Annotated in this window: 19 protein-coding genes and 1 pseudogene; 18 read left to right on the forward strand and 2 right to left on the reverse strand. The window is 44.7% G+C overall.

What is annotated here, in order from left to right; translation table 11 throughout:
- Positions 1-9 precede the first annotated feature (9 nt).
- The 18 genes and pseudogenes from G589_RS0113130 to G589_RS21950 all read left to right on the forward strand — a co-directional run bounded on the left by G589_RS0113130 (position 10) and on the right by G589_RS21950 (position 17410).
- Positions 10-1356, forward strand: a complete 1347-nt coding sequence (locus G589_RS0113130; RefSeq protein ID WP_051192384.1) for a cobyrinate a,c-diamide synthase — start codon at positions 10-12, stop codon at positions 1354-1356.
- A gap of 9 nt (positions 1357-1365) precedes the next feature.
- Positions 1366-2439, forward strand: a complete 1074-nt coding sequence (cobT, locus tag G589_RS0113135) for a nicotinate-nucleotide--dimethylbenzimidazole phosphoribosyltransferase (RefSeq protein ID WP_026522460.1) — start codon at positions 1366-1368, stop codon at positions 2437-2439.
- The gene (locus tag G589_RS0113140) at positions 2439-2993 is read left to right on the forward strand and encodes a bifunctional adenosylcobinamide kinase/adenosylcobinamide-phosphate guanylyltransferase (RefSeq protein WP_026522461.1); all 555 of its coding nucleotides are present in this window, start codon (positions 2439-2441) and stop codon (positions 2991-2993) included. The genes cobT and G589_RS0113140 overlap by 1 nt, the downstream gene beginning before the upstream one ends.
- Positions 2980-3768 carry an adenosylcobinamide-GDP ribazoletransferase gene (locus G589_RS19975; protein WP_051192385.1) on the forward strand — a complete coding sequence of 263 codons (789 nt, stop codon included), beginning with the start codon at positions 2980-2982 and terminating at the stop codon, positions 3766-3768. The genes G589_RS0113140 and G589_RS19975 overlap by 14 nt, the downstream gene beginning before the upstream one ends.
- Positions 3765-4757, forward strand: coding sequence for an adenosylcobinamide-phosphate synthase CbiB (gene cbiB / locus G589_RS0113150; RefSeq protein WP_026522462.1), 993 nt, complete (start codon positions 3765-3767; stop codon positions 4755-4757). The genes G589_RS19975 and cbiB overlap by 4 nt, the downstream gene beginning before the upstream one ends.
- A gap of 27 nt (positions 4758-4784) precedes the next feature.
- Positions 4785-5873 carry a pyridoxal phosphate-dependent aminotransferase gene (locus G589_RS19980; RefSeq protein ID WP_051192386.1) on the forward strand — a complete coding sequence of 363 codons (1089 nt, stop codon included), beginning with the start codon at positions 4785-4787 and terminating at the stop codon, positions 5871-5873.
- A gap of 39 nt (positions 5874-5912) precedes the next feature.
- Positions 5913-7298 carry an asparagine--tRNA ligase gene (gene asnS / locus G589_RS0113160; protein ID WP_026522463.1) on the forward strand — a complete coding sequence of 462 codons (1386 nt, stop codon included), beginning with the start codon at positions 5913-5915 and terminating at the stop codon, positions 7296-7298.
- Positions 7299-7424: 126 nt separating this feature from the next.
- Positions 7425-8819, forward strand: coding sequence for a PhoH family protein (locus G589_RS0113165; RefSeq protein WP_026522464.1), 1395 nt, complete (start codon positions 7425-7427; stop codon positions 8817-8819).
- Positions 8820-9065: 246 nt separating this feature from the next.
- A complete protein-coding gene (locus tag G589_RS0113170) occupies positions 9066-9278 on the forward strand; it encodes a FeoA family protein (protein ID WP_022769018.1) in 213 nt (70 codons plus the stop codon).
- 53 nt (positions 9279-9331) lie between these two features.
- The gene (locus tag G589_RS0113175; protein ID WP_026522465.1) at positions 9332-9553 is read left to right on the forward strand and encodes a FeoA family protein; all 222 of its coding nucleotides are present in this window, start codon (positions 9332-9334) and stop codon (positions 9551-9553) included.
- A gap of 120 nt (positions 9554-9673) precedes the next feature.
- Positions 9674-11962 (forward strand): ferrous iron transport protein B, encoded by a 2289-nt coding sequence (feoB, locus tag G589_RS0113180; RefSeq protein ID WP_026522466.1) that lies wholly within the window; start codon positions 9674-9676, stop codon positions 11960-11962.
- A 50-nt stretch (positions 11963-12012) separates the two neighbouring features.
- Positions 12013-12186: a FeoB-associated Cys-rich membrane protein gene (locus G589_RS21945; protein WP_196811887.1), complete on the forward strand. Its 174-nt coding sequence runs from the start codon at positions 12013-12015 to the stop codon at positions 12184-12186.
- A 120-nt stretch (positions 12187-12306) separates the two neighbouring features.
- A complete protein-coding gene (locus tag G589_RS0113190; protein WP_035776100.1) occupies positions 12307-13236 on the forward strand; it encodes an RluA family pseudouridine synthase in 930 nt (309 codons plus the stop codon).
- A gap of 20 nt (positions 13237-13256) precedes the next feature.
- Positions 13257-14702: an AmmeMemoRadiSam system protein A gene (gene amrA / locus G589_RS0113195; RefSeq protein ID WP_026522468.1), complete on the forward strand. Its 1446-nt coding sequence runs from the start codon at positions 13257-13259 to the stop codon at positions 14700-14702.
- 20 nt (positions 14703-14722) lie between these two features.
- Positions 14723-15568, forward strand: coding sequence for an AmmeMemoRadiSam system radical SAM enzyme (amrS, locus tag G589_RS0113200; protein ID WP_026522469.1), 846 nt, complete (start codon positions 14723-14725; stop codon positions 15566-15568).
- Positions 15569-15615: 47 nt separating this feature from the next.
- Positions 15616-16170, forward strand: a pseudogene (locus tag G589_RS19985) (FKBP-type peptidyl-prolyl cis-trans isomerase); the annotation flags it as partial.
- Between the two features lie 158 nt (positions 16171-16328).
- Complete coding sequence (locus G589_RS0113210) at positions 16329-16892, forward strand: CAP domain-containing protein (RefSeq protein WP_051192387.1); 564 nt, start codon at positions 16329-16331, stop codon at positions 16890-16892.
- A gap of 347 nt (positions 16893-17239) precedes the next feature.
- Entirely contained in the window at positions 17240-17410 is a 171-nt protein-coding gene (locus G589_RS21950) for a hypothetical protein (RefSeq protein WP_155832546.1), read from the forward strand.
- 65 nt (positions 17411-17475) lie between these two features.
- Here the strand turns inward: G589_RS21950 and G589_RS0113220 are convergent, their stop codons facing one another.
- A complete protein-coding gene (locus tag G589_RS0113220; RefSeq protein WP_026520332.1) occupies positions 17476-17919 on the reverse strand; it encodes an aspartate carbamoyltransferase regulatory subunit in 444 nt (147 codons plus the stop codon).
- Positions 17920-17936: 17 nt separating this feature from the next.
- The gene (pyrB, locus tag G589_RS0113225; protein ID WP_026522471.1) at positions 17937-18857 is read right to left on the reverse strand and encodes an aspartate carbamoyltransferase; all 921 of its coding nucleotides are present in this window, start codon (positions 18855-18857) and stop codon (positions 17937-17939) included.
- Between the last annotated feature and the right edge of the window lie 21 nt (positions 18858-18878).

Genomic DNA, 18878 nt, shown 5'->3' on the forward strand with positions numbered 1-18878 from the left:
TGGATGGTAATGGAAAGAGAAAAAGTACTGCCAAGAGTTCTTTTGTGCGCGCCAAAAAGCGGCAGCGGAAAGACTCTTATAACCTGTGCACTTTTACGAGCTCTTGTAAAAAAGGGCTTTAATCCCTGCGCCTTTAAATGCGGACCTGACTTTATAGATCCGATGTTTCACAAAAGCGTATTATCGGTTCCTTCAAGAAACCTGGACCTTATAATGGCCGGGGAAGAGGGAGTAGGAAGAAGCCTCATCGAAGGCTCAAAAGGGTGCGACATCGGCATAATTGAGGGTGTCATGGGCTTTTATGACGGCCTTGGAGTCGAGGAAGGGCTTGGATCTTCATATGATCTGTGCGTAAGGACAAAGACCCCGGCGATACTTATTGTTGATGCAAAGGGCATGAGCAAATCCGTGGTTGCCATGATAAAGGGATATCTTGAGTACGGCAGTGAGCACGTGATAAAGGGTGTTATTCTTAACAGGGTATCAGGAGCGGTTGTTTCTGAGCTTTCAACCCTTATCAAAAGAGATCTTGGAATCCCTGTAATAGCAGCGCTCCCTTCACTAAAGGATGGCGCCCTTGAGAGTAGACACCTTGGGCTGGTTATGCCATCGGAGGTTCCACAGCTCCTTTCAAGAGTTGACAGCGTTTCTGACGAGCTTTTAAAGAGCCTTGATATGGACGCTCTTATGCAGATAGCAAATGAGGCCGGAGTCTTAAACACTTCGGAAGAAAAGCCATATCCGCAGTTTGACGTGACTGTGGGTATTGCCAGGGATGAAGCCTTTTGCTTTTACTATGAGGAAAACCTTGAGCTTCTTGAGAAAATGGGGGCGCGTATAAAGTTCTTTTCCCCAATCCATGATAGAAAAATTCCGGAGGTTTCAAAGCTGATCATAGGCGGAGGCTATCCTGAACTCTATGCAAAAGAGCTCTCGGAAAATGTGAGCATGCGCGATAGCATCAAAAAAGCTGCAGACTTAGGGATGCCAATCCTTGCGGAGTGCGGAGGCTTTCTCTACCTGCAGGAGAAGCTCAAAGATAAAGAGGGCAGCGAATACGACATGGTGGGAGCTCTTAGTGGCAGCTCATTCATGACAGATAAGCTCTCGCATTTTGGTTATGTATCCGTTAGCAGAGCTTTAGACAATCCCTTTCTGATGGAACAAGATCGCGTAAGAGGGCATGAATTCCATTACTACGACACCACGGATAACGGCGAAGCTGTTACTGTTACCAAGCTAAGCAGTGGCAGGTCCTGGAGCGGATATCAGTCAAAGGGAAATGTCTTTGCGGGATTTGCACACCTTTACTATCCTTCATGCAGGAAGGTTATAGAGAGATTTTTAGGAATGTAGGAATTTTGTATGACCAAGGAAGAACTGTTTGATCTGAATATAGATAAGCCTGACGAAAAGGTCTTTATGCAGGTGAAAAGAAACTGGGATAGGATCTCAAAGCCCCTGGATTCTCTGGGAGATTTTGAGGATGTGATCTGCAGGATCGGTGCGATCCAAAACAGCGAACACCCCGGGATTGATAAAAAGACTCTGGTTGTCATGTGCGCAGACAACGGAATTGTAAAAGAGGGCGTATCCCAAAGCGGGAGCGAGATCACAAAGGCTGTGGCAGTAGCTCTCGGAAAGGGTATCAGCAGCGCAAGCACCATGGCAAGGAAAGTGAATGCTGAAGTTGTTACTGTTGATATCGGGATTGACTGCTGCGAAGAGATCAGTGGAGTTCTTGACATGAAGGTCAGCAGGGGAACAAAGAGTTTTCTTGATGAGCCTGCCATGAATGAGAGTGAGGTATTCTCCGCCATAGAGACAGGGATAGGCCTGGTAAAAGAGCTTTCGGAGAAAGGTACAGATATCCTTGCAACAGGAGAGATGGGAATAGGCAATACCACTACGTCCTGTGCTGTAATATGCGCAATGCTTGAACTTGATCCTTCTGATGTTGCCGGGCGCGGAGCAGGGCTTTCACATGAAGGGCTGTTCAGGAAAATAGACGTTTTGAGAAAAGGACTTTCCAAGTATTCATTTGATGGTCTTGGTGAAAAAGAGAGGGTTTTAGAAATATTGAGGACCTTCGGAGGCCTGGATATAGCAAGCCTTGTCGGAGTGTGCATAGGCGCCGGGATCTATCATATACCTGTCATGCTTGACGGCGTGATCAGCACCTGCGCAGCAATGGTGGCAAATGCCATTGTTCCCGGGACATCTGACTACATGATCGCATCCCACGCAGGAAGAGAGAAGGGCAATGTCTTTACGCTTAGTGAGCTGGGACTTAAGCCTCTTATGAACGGAAATCTTGCGCTTGGTGAGGGAACCGGAGCTTTAATGGCATTTTCACTTCTTGATATGGCGATGGATTTCTACAACAACGCAGCGAAGTTTGCTGATTACGATATTGAGGATTATGAGAGGTTTGACTGATGGTGGTTTTAGTCGTGGGAGTGCCTGATAGCGGAAAGAGTGAGCTGGCAGAAAATGTGGCACTTGAGCTTTCGGGAGAAAACAAAAGAATATATCTTGCCACCATGGAGATCCTGGACGAAGCGGGATACGAAAGAGTAAAAAAGCACAGAAAGAAACGGGAAGGAAAAGGCTTTTTTACCATAGAAGCGCCTGTGAGGGCCTGGGAAGCTGTATCGGGACAGCCGGATCTTAAGGATTCTACAGTGCTCATTGAGTGTATATCTAACCTGGTGGGGAATGTGATGCACGATGAGAACTTTATGAAAACTGAAGGTACTCAAAGCCTCAGAGACAGTGCTGTAGGGGCCGTTGTTTCAGACGTGGAACAAATCTGCCGGGCAGCTAAAAACGTAGTGATAGTGACAAACTCTTTTGCACAGAGAGATGAATTTGATGAGGAGACAAAAGAGTATATCACATGCCTTGATGAGGTGAACGGAAGGCTGCGCAGCTTGGCTGATACAGTCTATGAATTTATCGAAGGAGAATGGCATAAAAGTGAAAATAATTAAGAGTATACTAATTGCATTTTCCATGTACTCAAGGATTCCTGTACCGCAGTTTAAGTGGGAAGAGGAGGAGTACAGTCATGCCATAAGCTTTCTTCCCTTAATCGGGATGGTTATCGGAGGACTTGAAATAGGCCTGTGGATCATATGCTGCCGATTTGAAGTTCCTGTGTTTGTGACATCACTCCTTATGTGTCTGGTGCCTGTTGTTATTACCGGCGGTTTTCACCTGGACGGCTATATGGACGTCTGCGATGCCCTCTCTTCATATTCGGGGAGGGAGAGAAGCCTTGAGATCATGAAGGATCCGCATATCGGAGCTTTTGCCGTGATCGGGTTTGCCAGGTTTTCCCTTTTGTTTATCCTTGGAGCGTATCTGCTTGCCTATGCAGGAGCCGGAGATACGGGTTACATGGGAATATATCTTTTTGCGCTTCTGTTCGTGTTTGTAAGAGCCCTTTGCGGAGTTTTGAGTCTTGTCCTTCCAAAGGCAAAGAGTGACGGTATGCTCAGCAGAGAAGCGGGAAAGACGGGAAGCGCCGACTTTATGTTTTTGACGTTTCTAGCTTCTGTCTCCGGACTTTTTATGATATACATAAATCTGATGGCAGGAGCTTTTGCATTTCTGGCTCTCATCATTTTTTGCTTTTACTATGCATACCTTTGCAATAAGAAATTCGGCGGAGTTACAGGAGACACGGCAGGCATGTTTGTTGCAAGAGGAGAGCTGATCGGCCTCCTTGTGCTTGCTGTTTACTTCTTTGTGGTCAGATTATGATAGAACATTTTATAGCTTTTTTTATTGGATTTTTAATAGACAGGATCGTCGGAGATCCGCACCGGATACCTCATCCCGTAAGGCTTATGGGGAGAGTTATAGGTCTTTTGGAAAAGGCGTTTCTTGGAAAAGAAACTAAGGATAAGGCAAGGAACACCAAAAAGGAGTTCTGTCTCGGAGCTCTCTTGTGGGTTATCGTTGTGACGCTTACCTTTGTCGTCGGCTTTGCAATCTGGTTCTTTACGCATCTTTACAGCAGCTATCTGGGAATCGCGGTAGAGGCAATTCTTACAGCATATTGCCTCGCAGCAAAAAGCCTTAAAGATGAGAGCATGAAAGTGTATGATGCGCTGGAAAAAGACGGCCTTGATGCCGGAAGAGCCGCAGTTTCCATGATCGTCGGAAGAGATACAAACGTGCTGGATGAAGACGGAGTCGTGCGAGCAGCGGTTGAAACCGTGGCAGAGAATACTTCCGACGGAGTCATTGCGCCTCTTATTTACTGTTTCCTTGGCGGAGCAGTTTTCGGACTGGTATATAAGGCGGTGAACACCATGGATTCCATGCTGGGTTATCACAATGACAGGTATGAGTATTTCGGGAAGTTTGCAGCTAAGATGGACGATGTCTTTAACTATATTCCCGCAAGGATAAGCGCACTTCTTATGATAGGTGCATCATTCTTTATGGGAAAAGAGTATTCGGCAAAGGGAGCTGCCAAGATATTTAAAAGAGATCGCTACAATCATAAGTCTCCGAATTCAGCTCAGACCGAGAGCGTTCTTGCCGGAGCTCTTTCAGTTAGACTTGCCGGAGATGCCAGCTATTTTGGCAAGGTTGTCAAAAAGCCTTATATAGGGGATGACGACAGACCTATTGAGAGAAAAGACATTAAAAGGGCCTGCAGATTAATGTATGGTACAGAGTCTCTTTGTATTGTCCTGATGGTCATTCTTGCAGTAGTTCTTAGCATTTCGTATTATAGATAATTGGTGAAAAAAGATTCAGGAGCTTGTATGTTACACGGCGGAGAGATTTATGACAAAAAAATAGAACTGGATTTCTCGGTGAGCTTAAATCCGCTTCCATGCCCGGTGCAGGTTCTTGATGAGATTAAAACTGCAGCGGATCAGGTCTCAAACTATCCTGATATTATGCAGAGCGAATTTGTTACAGCTGTGGCAAAAGCGGAGAACAGGCTTTCTCAGAAGAATGCGAAGTTCACGGCAGAAAACATTGTAGGTGGTAATGGAGCATCAGAGCTGCTCATGGCTATAGTAAATATGGTAAGGCCGAAGAAAGCTCTTTTACCCATCCCGAGCTTCTATGGCTACGAGCATGCACTCGGCGCTGCAAAAGACTGTGCTACTGGGCACTTTCTGCTTCGAGAGGCAGATGGCTTTGTCCTGAATGAGGACTTTATAGACGCAATAACAGATGATGTCGACCTTGTTATTCTTGGAAACCCTAACAATCCCACAGGTAGGCTGATACCGGAAAGCATACTGGTTAAGACAATGGATAAATGCAGGGCAGTCGGTGCTACGCTCATTGTAGATGAATGCTTCTTTAGATTATCCGGTAAAAGAGATTGTGAAGAAATTCCGCAAAGTGCGAGGAATTTCACCTGTGAATATCCGAATCTCTTTGTGGTAGATGCCTATACAAAGCTCTTTTCCATACCGGGAGTGAGAGTTGGATTTGCCATAACCTCCGCGGAAAATACAGGGAGACTCAGGCGCTTTTTGCCTGAATGGAACATGTCGGTTTTTGCGGATCGCGTGGGGATTAAGTGCGCTGAGATTACAGGAGAAGGCTCTTTTACCAAAGAATCTCTTGAGATGATCCAAAGAGAGAAGGCATATCTTGTAAACGAACTTGAGAAGATTGGAATAAGCACCTGCGAATCTGATACGAATTTCATTCTGATCAGAAGTGATGAAGAGCTGTATAACAGACTGCTGGAGCATAAAATCCTGATCAGGGACTGCAGGACTTTTGACGGACTTGATATAGGGTATTACAGGATCGCGATCAAAGACCATAATGCAAACGAAAGGCTGATAACAGCTATTAAAACTCTTTGCAATATTCGCGAAAGGTGATAATATTTCTTAATAGTATTATTTTGAGGAGAAAAAAAGATGAGGACTAAAATCAGGGAGTTATTTACAAAAACATCTGAGTATGCATCAAAGGAAGTGACTGTATGCGCATGGGTAAGGACCAACAGAGCACAGTCAAATTTTGGATTCCTTAATATCAATGATGGCTCATTTTTCGAGAATTTACAGGTAGTATACGACAAGGAGCTGTCTAATTTCGCTGATGCTTCCAAGATTGGTGTCGGTGCAAGTGTTAAGGTTATCGGAACACTGGTACTTACTCCCGAGAATAAGCAGCCTTTTGAAGTAAAAGCTACAAGCGTTGAGCTTTTGGGTGATTGCCCGGAGGATTATCCGATCCAGCCCAAGAGACATACAAGAGAGTTCCTTAGAACTGTTGCACATCTTCGTCCACGTACCAACCTTTTCAGTGCGGTATTCAGAGTAAGAAGCGTTGCAGCAATGGCTATTCACAGCTATTTCCAAGAGAGAGGATATGTATATGTTCATACACCTCTTATCACCTGCGCTGACTGTGAAGGTTCGGATCAGATGTTCAAGATCACAACTCTTAACATGAATGATCTTCCAAAGACTGAGGACGGTAAGGTTGATTTCAAGAAGGATCTGTTCGGTAAGCAGGCATTTATCACAGGTTCAGGCCAGCTTCAGGGTGAGACCTTTGCAATGGCCTTCGGCGATATCTACACCTTCGGACCAACCTTCAGAACAGAGAATTCAAACACTCAGACTCATGCAAATGAGTTCTGGATGATCGAGCCTGAGATGGCTTTCTGCGATCTTGACGGCCTTATGGATATCGAAGAAGAGATGCTTAAGTATGTTGTTAAGTATGTCTGCGATAAGTGCCCTGAGGAAATTGATTTCTGCGACAAGTTCGTTGCCAAGGGACTTAAAGAGAAGCTCGATAACATCGTAAATACTGACTTTACAAGAATCAAGCACCACGACGTTATCGATATTCTTAAAAAAGCTGATGTTAAGTGGGATTTCAAGCCCGATTACGAAGAAGACCTTGCAAAAGAGCATGAGAAATATATCGTAGATTACTTCGGCGGACCTGTATTTGTAACTGACTGGCCCAAGGACATCAAGGCTTACTACATGAAGGTAAATCCTGACAACAAGACAGTTGCAGCAGTTGACCTCCTTGTTCCTCAGGCAGGAGAACTTATGGGAGGAAGCCAGAGAGAAGAGAATCTCGACAAGCTCATAGAGAGAATGGATGAGATGGGCGTTGATAAGGAAGGCATCGACTGGTACCTTGATACCAGAAGATACGGCGGATGCATCCACAGCGGATTCGGTATGGGATTTGAGCGTCTTATCATGTACTTAACAGGCGTAGAAAATATCCGTGACGTAATACCTTATCCAAGAACACCACAGTCCTGCGAGTTCTGATCATAATAACAACGATAAGAGTCCTGTATCATATTTTGATACAGGCTCTTTTTTTATTTTATGTTGCATTACCACAATATATGGTATAATGATTTCAAAGTCATACAAATAGAGGGGGACCTACGCATGAAGAAGATCTACGTACTGGACACCAACGTTTTGATTCAAGCACCCCATGCTCTCAAGTGCTTTGATGATAACGAGGTCGTTCTTCCGCTGGTAGTCTTGGAGGAGCTTGACACGCACAAGAGGGATGAAGGTGAGCGTGGAGCCAATGTAAGAGAAGCCATCAGGATTCTCGAACAGCTCAGAGGCCAGGGAGATCTGGTTGTGGGTGTAGAGCTTGACAATGGAGGACTTCTTAGAGTTGAGAAGAACTTCAAGGATGTTGAGCTTCCGAAGGATATGTCAGAGTATAAGTCTGACAACCGCATACTAAAAGTGTGCAAGGGACTTAAGGAGAGCAGCAAGGAACAGGTAATTCTTGTAACTAAGGACATTCTGATGCGTATTAAGGCTCAGCTTCTTAATATCAAATCAGAAGATTTCACAACCGAGCAGGTTGCAGGAGGCGGCGAGCAGTACTCAGGACGTATTGATGTCTATGCTCCGGAGGATCTTTTCAAGGACTTCAAGAAGAAAGGAATCCCTGTAGAAGCCGTTTACTGTTGTGATGAGGAGGGGAAGCAGTACAAACCTGATTTATATGAAAATGAGTTTGTTGTAGTAAGAGCGGATCAGTCTGTGGGTAAGACCCAGATGGGACGTGTCTGCAAAGGATTTATCAAAAAGCTTGAGTATGAAAAGAGTCAGCCCTACGGCGTTAAGCCGAGAAATGCAGGACAATACTTCCTTCAGGAAGCACTTATGCAGCCGGCAGATGTAGCGCCACTGGTCATCGTAAAGGGTATGGCAGGAACTGCCAAGACTTTCTATTCACTGGCAGTCGGCCTTGAGAAGATGATAAATCGTCCTACCGGTGAATACAGAAGGATCCTGGTCTGCAGACCTAATTCGCAGTTTGATGATGACATCGGATTTTTGCCCGGTGATGAGCAGGAAAAGATATCGCCTCTTATGAGACCTATCATTGATAACCTTGAACAGCTCATAGACTCCAATGAAGAGGAGCGATACAAAGATGAGAAGGAGCTTCAGGGTAAGACTGATGAAGTCTTTGAGAGAGGAATAGTTCAGTGCGAGGCTCTTAACTTCATAAGAGGAAGATCCATTCTTAAGACCTTCCTTATCATCGATGAGGCGCAGAACATGACTCCTACTCAGGCCAAGGGCATTATCACCAGAGCAGGCAAGGATACCAAGATCATTCTCCTTGGTGATCCAAACCAGATCGACAGGCCCTTCCTTGATGAGCGTACAAACGGTCTTTCCTATGCTTCCGAGCATATGAAGGGAAGCCCTCTGGCATGGCAGATTTCTCTTTCAGCTTCTGAGTGTGAGAGAAGTAAGCTTGCTATGGATGCTATCGAGAGGATGCGTGATAAAAAAGGGATGATGTAACCTTGCCATAAATTACATCAAGGATATTAGTTTAGACTAACAAAATATAATTGCGCAAAATCAGTACTGATGCAGATTGTACAAAAAAATCTGTATCAGTACTTTTTATTGCTATAAAAGTGATGAAATTGATAAAAATTATCTGTTAGCAATTGACAACAAGGCACTCTCGGAATATCCTAGTAATGAATCAAGTTAGCTGTAGGTAACATTAGATGCCTATTGCTAACAATATAGGAGGTATTCATGATGCCACTTACTTTTGCAGATAGCGGACAGCTTTTAAAGATTCAGAAGATCACAGGAAATGACGAGACCAGGCAGCACCTTGCGACACTTGGCTTTGTCACAGGAGAAGAGATCTCCATAATAAACAAGAACGGCGGAAACCTTATTGTTAATGTCAAGGACAGCCGCATAGCTCTTGATAAGACACTCGCAAACCGCATCTTTATCTGATGCGGATAATTTTATGTTGTTACTAAAAATTTCAAAATAGAGGGAGAAAAGTAATGAAGACACTTAGAGATGTGGAGATTGGCGGCAGTGCCAAGGTTGTAAGACTCCATGGTGAAGGCCCGACAAGGCGCAGGATCATGGATATGGGACTGACCAAGGGAGCAGAAGTTTACGTAAGAAAGGTTGCACCACTGGGTGACCCTATCGAACTTACAGTAAGAGGATACGAGCTTACCGTTCGTAAGGCTGATGCAGAGTTCGTAGAGGTCGAGTAAGACCGATATTTCCATTTTCATTCTGCATGAAAGTTATGCAGATTATTTTTAGAAGGGCGGTTAGCTTGTGCTAACACCAAAAACCGCATTTTAAAATGATCACACATTAGGAGGCTATAAATGGAATTAAAGATTGCACTTGCTGGTAACCCCAACAGTGGTAAAACAACACTTTTTAATGATTTAACAGGAAGCAGACAATACGTCGGAAACTGGCCCGGCGTTACTGTAGAAAAGAAAGAGGGTAAGCTTAAGGGAGATGAGTACAAGGATGTTGTAATCCAGGACCTTCCCGGTATCTATTCCCTTTCTCCATACACACTTGAGGAAGTAGTATCAAGAACTTATCTTGTAACAGAGAAGCCCGATGCTATCATTAATATCGTTGACGGAACCAACATCGAGCGTAACCTCTATCTTACAACTCAGCTCCTCGAGCTGAACATTCCAACAGTTGTAGCACTTAACATGATGGACCTGGTTCGCAAGAACGGCGACAAGATCGATATCAAGGCACTCTCAGATGCACTTGGCTGTGAAGTCGTTGAGCTTTCAGCCCTTAAGAGCGAGGGAACACAGGACCTTGTCAAGAAGGCGGTTACAGCAGCTAAGATTGGAAAAGCAAGCCACAACAGTGATTTCCTTACAGGCGAAGTCAGGGATGCTGTAGTAAAGATTGAAGAGATCATAAAGGATAGAAGCGATGAGAAATTCCTTCGCTGGAATGCAGTAAAGGCCTTCGAGAGAGATGAGAAGGCTGTAAAGGAGCTTCATCTTACATCAGATCAGCTCAAAGAGATCGAGGCTGTTACAAAGCAGTGTGAGAGCGCTCTTGATGATGATGCTGAATCACTTATCACAAACGAGAGATACACCTATATCACAAAGGTTACAGATAAGGCAGTTAAGAAGGGCCTTGCAAAGGGCGAGCTTACTGTATCAGATAAGATTGATAAGATTGTTACCAACAGAATTTTGGGTCTTCCTATTTTCGCTCTTATCATGTTCTTCGTATATGCCATCGCCATGGGCGGCTGGAGTGTTTCAATCGGAACAAGAGCTACAGACTTTACCAATGATGTGATCTTCGGTGAGTGGGTTCCCGGATTCTTTGATACACTTCTTGGTATTCTCCATGTAGAAGAGGGTACAGTTTTATACGGACTTATCCAGGACGGTATTGTTGCAGGTGTTGGAGCTGTTATCGGTTTCGTACCGCAGATGTTAGTTCTTTTCCTGCTCCTTTCAATCCTTGAGGATGTTGGATACATGGCCCGTGTTGCATTCGTTATGGACCGTATCTTCAGACAGTTTGGTCTTTCAGGAAAGAGTTTCATTCCTTGCCTTGTAGCAACAGGATGTGGTGTTCCCGGTGTTATGGCCAGCCGTACAATTGAGAACGAGCGTGACAGAAAGATGACCATCATGACCACAACCTTTATGCCATGCGGTGCTAAGCTTCCTATCATCGGACTCATCGCAGGTGCGATCTTCGGTGGATCACCACTTGTTGCAGCTTCAGCTTACTTTATCGGAATCGGTTCAATCATCCTTTCCGGAATCATTCTTAAGAAGTTTAAGGCATTTGCCGGAATTCCTGCTCCTTTCGTTATGGAGCTTCCTACATACCATGTTCCTTCTGTTTCAGGTGTGCTTCGTGCCACATGGGAGAGAGGCTGGTCATTTATTAAGAGAGCCGGCAGCGTTATCGTAGTATCTTCAGTTATTATCTGGTGCCTGTCATCCTTCGGTTCAGTAAACGGACACTTCGGACTTGTTGATAATCTCTTTGAGGATGAAGAGATCATTACAGATGAGTATGTTGCACAGCTCGCAGACAAGATGGATGTTCCTGTAGAGGATGTAAATGCAATGGATGCTTCCCTCCTTGCAAGCGTTGGAAACGCAGCCTCCTTCGTGTTTAAGCCCCTTGGCTTTGGAAGCTGGAAGCCTACTGTTGCAACAGTAACAGGTCTTGTTGCTAAGGAAGAGGTTGTTGGAACCTTCGGTGTACTTTATAATTATGATGACGGTGAAGAAGAACTCGGAGAAGAGGGTGAGCAGATCTGGAGCAGAGTCGCAGCTGACTTTTCACCTATTGCAGCTTATGCGTTCATGATCTTCAACCTTCTGTGCGCACCATGCTTTGCAGCAATCGGAGCCATCAAGCGTGAGATGAACAACGCTAAGTGGACCTGGGCAGCAATCGGATACATGACAGGATGGGCTTATGTTCTTGCTCTTATCGTTTACAATATCGGAGGACTTATCCTCGGACAGGTTTCCTTCGGAATTGGAACCATCGCAGGAATAGTTCTTCTTGCAGGACTTCTCTACCTTATCTTCAGAAAAGGCTATCAGGCAGCTGAGGGTGAGGGAAAAGAGATGGCTGTTAAGATGACAGCTTAATGAATAAAAATGTAGTTTTCAGTGTGTTTTAGTTAGAAAGGAGGTGCGATATGGCATCTATTATCGGAAACGCAGTTGTCGTAATCGCACTTGCGGTAATTGTATTCTTCTCCGGAAGAGCGACAATAAGGACTTTTAAGAAAGAACTCAGAGGAGAGGGCTGTAGCGGATGTAGCGGCGGAAACTGCTCATGTTGCAGCAAATGTGCTTCGGTTAAGAAGTAAGTTTAATATTTGTAAGATTACGGCACATGGCTTTTGTCATGTGCCGTTTTTGCTGTAAAAACAGGGGTAAATATCGTATCATTAGTAGTAAGGAAATAGAAATTAAGGGACGGATATATAATGCCTGAAAGTGCAAGAGAAATTGAAATTAAGATAACGGATAATGAGGAAGGACTTAAAGTCAGGGAGATCATGTCCGGTAAGCTGAAGTTGTCATCCAGAGAGATAACGAGGTGTAAACAGTTTGAAGACGGAGTAATGATAAAGAAGGCAGGGGATGCGCAGTACAAGCTGATATGGCTTAAGGAGACTGTAAGCGCCGGTGATATATTAAAGGTCAAGATATATGAAGATACTGACAATTCGGGTGATGTGATCCCTTCAGATGATCCTATAGACATAGTCTACGAGGATGAGGATCTGATCCTTCTTAATAAACCCGGAGATATGGTGGTGCATCCATCCTATGCCCACCATCTTGATTCACTTTCAAACGCTCTGGCAGGTTATTATCTTCGTACAGGCCAAAATCATGTGGTCCGCACCATTGGAAGGCTTGATAGGGAGACGTCAGGTCTTTTGATATTTGCTAAAAACAGGCATGCGGCTGCGATACTCTCAAATCAGAAGGGAAATATGTCCAAGAGAAAAGAATATCTGGCCATTGTCAGCGGAGTCCTTGAAAATGAGCAGGGAACAATAGATGCACCAATCGGCCAGGAAGAGGGTGTGCGCATGATCCGAAAGGTAATGGAGAGCGGGAAAGAAGCTATTACGCACTATAAGCTGGTCAGGCAGTTTGAAGACTATGCGCTTGTAAGGCTATGTCTTGATACCGGAAGAACTCATCAGATCAGAGTTCACATGTCATATATTGGACATCCGCTTTTGGGAGACAGTCTTTATGGAAAAGAGATAAAGAACAGCCACGGAATGAAGAGAGCTGCTCTTCACGCTGCACACCTTGAATTTATGCAGCCTATAACGGGAAAAGAGCTGTCTTTTGAGGCTGAGCTTCCTGAGGATATGAAGTCACTTGTTGATTTTTAATAAAGAGGGAGGAACCAGATATGCCAATAGTAGGAGCTTTTATGGTACCACATCCGCCTATCATGCTACCTGAGGTAGGAAGAGGCGAAGAGGAAAAGATCAGGGCAACAACTGATGCTTACAGGCAGGTGGCTGAAAAGATAGCAGAACTTGCGCCTGAGACAATCATTATTTCAAGCCCTCACAGCGTCATGTATGCCGATTACTTCCATGTTTCTCCGGGTAAAAGAGCTACAGGAGATATGGGGCAGTTCAGAGCAGGCCAGGTGAAGTTTGATGTGGAGTATGACACAGATCTTGTGGCTGAAATCTGCGCAATTTCCGACTCCTACGGACAGGAGAAAGACGACATAAAGAGCATGGAGATCCAGGGCTTTCCTGCAGGAACTATGGGGGAGAGAGACCCTGACCTTGACCATGGAACAATGATTCCTCTGTACTATATAAGAGAGAAATATAAGGACTTTAAGATTGTAAGGATCGGTCTGTCAGGTCTTTCACTTCCTATGCACTATGAGATGGGACAGATAATTGCGGAAGCGGTCGCAAGGACCGGCGTAAGGGCAGTTTACGTTGCCAGCGGAGATCTCTCACACAAGATGAAGGAAGACGGGCCTTATGGTTTTGCCAAGGAAGGGCCTGAGTATGATGAGAGAATAATGGAAGTATGCGGTAGCGGAGAGTTTGACAGGCTCCTTGACTTCGATGAAACCTTCTGCGACAAAGCTGCCGAGTGTGGTCACAGGTCTTTTGTCATGATGGCAGGCGCGCTGGACGGATTATCTGTTACTGCGCACAAGCTCTCTCATGAGGCAACCTTTGGTGTGGGATACGGAATCTGCACCTTCGAGGTGGGAGGCCCTGATGATAGCAGGCACTTCCTTGAGATGTGGAGAGATAAAAAGAAAGCGCAGCTGGAGAAGAGAAAACAGGATGAAGACCCTTATGTAAGACTTGCCAGATATTCGCTTGAGAGCTATATAACCATGGGCAAGAGGATTACCAAAAAGGACGTTAAGGGTGATAAGTGGTCTGATATGGACAGAGAGATGTTTGAAAGAAGAGCCGGAACCTTTGTGTCCATTCACAAGGACGGAGCCCTTAGAGGCTGCATTGGAACCATACTTCCGACAACCTCCTGCATCGCTGATGAGATAATGCAAAATGCCATCAGTGCAGGCACAAACGATCCGAGATTTCCGATGATCAAGGAGGATGAGCTTCCATACCTCGAGATGAGCGTGGATGTGCTGGATGAGCCTGAGCCGATTGACAGCCCCGACCAGCTTGATGTTAAGAGATACGGAGTCATTGTGACCCACGGAAGAAAAAGAGGCCTCCTATTACCTAATCTCGACGGTGTTGACAGCATAGAGCAGCAGATCGATATCGCACGTCAGAAGGCCGGTATCTATGAGGATGAGGACTATAGTCTGGAGCGTTTTGAAGTTATTCGCCACTACTGATTTTTATAAGAGGGATAGATATGCCAAAATGTAATGTCTGTCACAACCATTGCAGTCTGGAAGAGGGTCAGATAGGTCTTTGCAAAGCAAGGATATGCAGAGGCGGAGAGGTCGTAGCAAGAAACTATGGCCATATAACATCCATCGCCCTTGATCCGATAGAGAAAAAGCCTCTAAATCTCTTTTACCCCGGATCAAATATCATATCCGTGGGAAGCTATGGATGTAACTTGAGGTGCCCATTTTGTCAGAACCACGAGATTTCCTATGATTTCGGGAAAGAGTATCCGTATGGCTACAGAGAGATGTCGCCAAAAGAGCTCGCTGAGATTGCCCTGGAGTATAAGTACGAGGGAAATATTGGTGTGGCTTTTACCTACAATGAGCCTCTGGTGGGCTATGAGTTTGTGGTGGACGCGGCCAAAGAGGTCCATGAGAGAGGTATGAAGACTGTTCTTGTGTCAAACGGATGCGTGTCAGCAGAAGTGGCGCAGCAGGTAATCCCACATATAGATGCCATGAATATTGATCTAAAGGGCTTTACCGACAGTTATTATAAGGATGTGCTCGGTGGCGACAGGAAGATGGTAATGGACTTTATAAGCATGGCGGCAAAAACCAGCCATGTTGAAGTCACAACTCTTGTGGTTCCCGGCTATAACGATGCAGAGGATGAGATAAAAGAGCTGTCGAAGTGGATAGCGTCTTTGGATGATGGCAGGGGAAAAGAGAAGGTCGCCCTCCATTTAAGCAGATATTTCCCGAGGTTTAAGCTGGAGAGACCTGCCACGGATGTAGGACTAATCTACCGGTTAAGAGATGTGGCAAAAAAAGAACTTGATCATGTATTTACAGGTAATTGCTAAAAATGTATAATGGTCGGGTATTTTATTTGGAGGACTATTATATGAGCGATTACGAAGAGAGAGAAGAGTGCTGCTGCGGAGCAGACGAGGGATGTGGCGACGGCGGATGCTGTGGCGGATCAGAAGGCGGATGCGGTGGATGCGGCGGATGCCATACATACGAGCCTGATTTTGAGGGTCAGAATATCGGTAAGACCTGCAGAACTCATTACACAGGAACATTTAATGACGGAACCAAGTTTGATTCATCCTATGACAGAGGAGAACCTTTAGAGTTTATCTGCGGAACAGGAATGATGATCCATGGTTTTGATAAGGCTGTTGCAACAATGAATGTCGGAGATATCATTGATATTCATCTTGAGCCTTCGGAAGCATACGGCGATGTTGATCCAAGTGCTTTTATTACAATGAATATTTCAGATCTTCCGGGATCAGAAGAGCTTACAGTTGACCAGAAGGTTTACCTTCAGGACATCTATGGAAGACCTATTCCTGTTAAGGTTACAGCCAAGGACGACACACAGATTACCTTCGATGCTAATCACGAGATGGCAGGCAAAGAGCTCAACTTTAAAATTGAACTTGTGGAAGTAAAATAAAGTTTCATTTTGGCTCCTTTTTGGGTGAAATAAATATTTATTTTCGCTAAATTTTATGCTTTTTTGTGTTGAAAACACCCTTTCTGTAGGTTAGTATTTAGTTAAGAACATAGGTAATTATGTTTAGGTTGTGAAAAAGTGTACAGGAGTAATGGATTATGAAGAAGTTAAGATTAAGAAGAGTACTTGCAATGACACTGACTGCTGTCATGACATTCACACTTCTTGCATGTGGTGCAACGAATGATGCGATTGTCGATGATCAGGCTGCTGTCAGAGGTCTGGAAGAGGGAGCCGGAGAGATCTGGATTGATGATGAGGCAATTGCCCTTGCAGGATCAGCTGCATCATCTCAGGCAGCACTTGATGCCTGCACTGCTGTATTTAATATCATGAATCAGCAGAGAGTAGCAAGAGGTCTTTCAGAGCTTGCCTGGAGCCAGCCACTTACAAATGCTGCACAGGTTCGTGCTAATGAGATCACAACAATGTTCTCACACACAAGACCTAACGGATCAGCATTCTGGACAGTTGATTCAAGTTGCCAGTATGGTGAGAATCTTGCTAAGCTGTATCAGTCAGCTGATGCTGTTTACACAGCATGGATGAATTCACCTACACACGCTGCTAACATTATGGATGGCGGATACAAGACAGTTGGTATCGCTATTTGCCAGACAGGCGACGGCAGCTGGTACTGGGCTCAGGAATTCGGATATTAAGACGAGACAAAGTTAAAAAAAGCACAGCCCTTGCTTGCAAGTGGCCTGTGCTTTTTTTGACTTTGGCGACCAAAACCATGAGGAAAAAAGTGGCGCGTCTTTATGCGACACGATTTCCGAATGGTTTTGGAGGATTGCGAGAGTGTAAGCGGAGCAATCCGTAGTCTTAATATATGTATATGCTTCATCGCGAGAACGCAGTGGAGCAATCCGTGAGTCAGTGGGGACGTTTCAGTTTGACTCATTTTGCTTCACAAAATGAGTCAAACTGAAACGTCCCCACTGACTCACTTCTTGCGAATGTGCTATAATATAGTTGACTATATAATACCTGGGGAGGTGTTACTATGTTTGGAAAATCATCAAAGGACATCTACATCAACAACGAAACAAGACCACTGTCTGTTTCAGGTTCCAATGACAATCCTTACATGCAGGAGATGCTCAGAGGCGAAGAGAAGCGCCGTGAGAAAAACCGCGATGACATTCACAACAGACAGAACGGTTACATCAAGTAAATATTGAAAACAAACAAAGCGCCTGCTTCTTTAACCTGAAGCAGGCGCTTTTTTGCAGTATAGCATTAAAGTCTGTCTATGGTACTCTCTGAGTATTTCTCATCGCAGTATTTGCAGCGGTAGATCTCTTTTTTCTCATCAGCGAGATAGAAGATCTGTGGCAGCTCCTGCTCGATTGAGGAGATACATCTTGGGTTGTGGCATCTGATAACTCCTGTGATCTCCTTAGGAAGAACTAAAGACCTCTTTTCGATGATCTCACCGGCCTTTATTACGTTTACCGTGATGTTGTGATCGATAAAAGCAAGTACGTCAAGGTCCAGGGAATCGATATCACATTCTACTTTAAGAATATCTTTTTTACCCATCGCCTTACTCTTGGCGTTCTTTATGATGGCAACTGTGGAATCGAGCTTATCAAGCCCAAGGTGTCTGTATATCTGCATGCTTTTTCCTGCCTGGATGTGGTCAAGAACAAAGCCTTCCTCTATTTTTCCAATATTAAGCATTATCTGTTCCTCCCGATTTATTTGATATTAAGAAGTGTGAGTATCAGAGCCATTCTTACATACAGTCCGTACTGAACCTGCTTAAAGTAAGCTGCCCTTGGGTCATCATCTATTTCAACGGATATCTCATTTACCCTTGGGAGAGGGTGGAGAATATACATACTCTCTTTGGCCTTTGCCATTTTCTCTTTGTTCAGGATGTAGAAATCTTTGAGTCTTATGTAGTCTTCCTCGTTGAAGAAACGTTCCTTCTGAACTCTTGTCATGTAGAGAAAATCAAGCTGAGGCATTACTTCTTCAAGCTTTATTACTTCTTCATAGGGGATGTTCTTTTGTGTGAGCATCTCTGTTATGTAGTCGGGAACCCTTAGCTCTTTTGGCGAAATAAAGATAAAGCGGATGCCTTCATATCTGCTGAGGGCATTTATAAGTGAGTGAACGGTTCTGCCGAATTTAAGGTCTCCGCAAAGGCCTATGGTAAAGTTCCCGAGCTTTCCATATAAAGACCTGATGGTGAGAAGGTCAGTTAGGGTCTGGGTCGGATGCTGATGTCCGCCGTCACCTGCGTTGATCACCGGGATTCCTGATTTGGTGGCCGCTACCATAGGAGCACCTTCCTTGGGGTGTCTCATGGCGCAGATATCTGCAAAGCAGGAGATTACCCTTATTGTGTCTGCAACGCTTTCTCCCTTGGCTGCTGAGGAATTTGATGCATCAGCAAAGCCAAGTGTCTTACCTCCTAGGCGCAGCATTGCGGTTTCAAAGGACAGTCTTGTTCTTGTGCTTGGCTCATAGAAGCAGGTTGCAAGGATCTTGCCGTCACACTTGTGAGCATAGCCCTCCATGTTCCTTTCTATATCGCCTGCCAGGTCAAAAAGCTCTTCCAGCTCCTCCACTGAAAAGTCCAGAGGATTCATCATGTGTCTTAATGTGTTCATACTCTCTCCCTATTATTTTTT

The sequence above is a fragment of the Butyrivibrio sp. VCB2001 genome (assembly GCF_000423965.1).
GTDB lineage: Bacteria > Bacillota > Clostridia > Lachnospirales > Lachnospiraceae > Butyrivibrio.

Excerpts from the sequence above, each read along its gene's own strand:
- G589_RS0113130 (WP_051192384.1), top strand. The coding sequence starts at position 10 with ATGGAAAGAGAAAAAGTACTGCCAAGAGTTCTTTTGTGCGCGCCAAAA.
- cobT (WP_026522460.1), top strand. The coding sequence starts at position 1,366 with ATGACCAAGGAAGAACTGTTTGATCTGAATATAGATAAGCCTGACGAA.
- G589_RS0113140 (WP_026522461.1), top strand. The coding sequence starts at position 2,439 with ATGGTGGTTTTAGTCGTGGGAGTGCCTGATAGCGGAAAGAGTGAGCTG.
- cbiB (WP_026522462.1), top strand. The coding sequence starts at position 3,765 with ATGATAGAACATTTTATAGCTTTTTTTATTGGATTTTTAATAGACAGG.
- G589_RS19980 (WP_051192386.1), top strand. The coding sequence starts at position 4,785 with ATGTTACACGGCGGAGAGATTTATGACAAAAAAATAGAACTGGATTTC.
- asnS (WP_026522463.1), top strand. The coding sequence starts at position 5,913 with ATGAGGACTAAAATCAGGGAGTTATTTACAAAAACATCTGAGTATGCA.
- G589_RS0113165 (WP_026522464.1), top strand. The coding sequence starts at position 7,425 with ATGAAGAAGATCTACGTACTGGACACCAACGTTTTGATTCAAGCACCC.
- G589_RS0113170 (WP_022769018.1), top strand. The coding sequence starts at position 9,066 with ATGATGCCACTTACTTTTGCAGATAGCGGACAGCTTTTAAAGATTCAG.
- G589_RS0113175 (WP_026522465.1), top strand. The coding sequence starts at position 9,332 with ATGAAGACACTTAGAGATGTGGAGATTGGCGGCAGTGCCAAGGTTGTA.
- feoB (WP_026522466.1), top strand. The coding sequence starts at position 9,674 with ATGGAATTAAAGATTGCACTTGCTGGTAACCCCAACAGTGGTAAAACA.
- G589_RS21945 (WP_196811887.1), top strand. The coding sequence starts at position 12,013 with ATGGCATCTATTATCGGAAACGCAGTTGTCGTAATCGCACTTGCGGTA.
- G589_RS0113190 (WP_035776100.1), top strand. The coding sequence starts at position 12,307 with ATGCCTGAAAGTGCAAGAGAAATTGAAATTAAGATAACGGATAATGAG.
- amrA (WP_026522468.1), top strand. The coding sequence starts at position 13,257 with ATGCCAATAGTAGGAGCTTTTATGGTACCACATCCGCCTATCATGCTA.
- amrS (WP_026522469.1), top strand. The coding sequence starts at position 14,723 with ATGCCAAAATGTAATGTCTGTCACAACCATTGCAGTCTGGAAGAGGGT.
- G589_RS0113210 (WP_051192387.1), top strand. The coding sequence starts at position 16,329 with ATGAAGAAGTTAAGATTAAGAAGAGTACTTGCAATGACACTGACTGCT.
- G589_RS21950 (WP_155832546.1), top strand. The coding sequence starts at position 17,240 with ATGTTTGGAAAATCATCAAAGGACATCTACATCAACAACGAAACAAGA.
- G589_RS0113220 (WP_026520332.1), bottom strand. The coding sequence starts at position 17,919 with ATGCTTAATATTGGAAAAATAGAGGAAGGCTTTGTTCTTGACCACATC.
- pyrB (WP_026522471.1), bottom strand. The coding sequence starts at position 18,857 with ATGAACACATTAAGACACATGATGAATCCTCTGGACTTTTCAGTGGAG.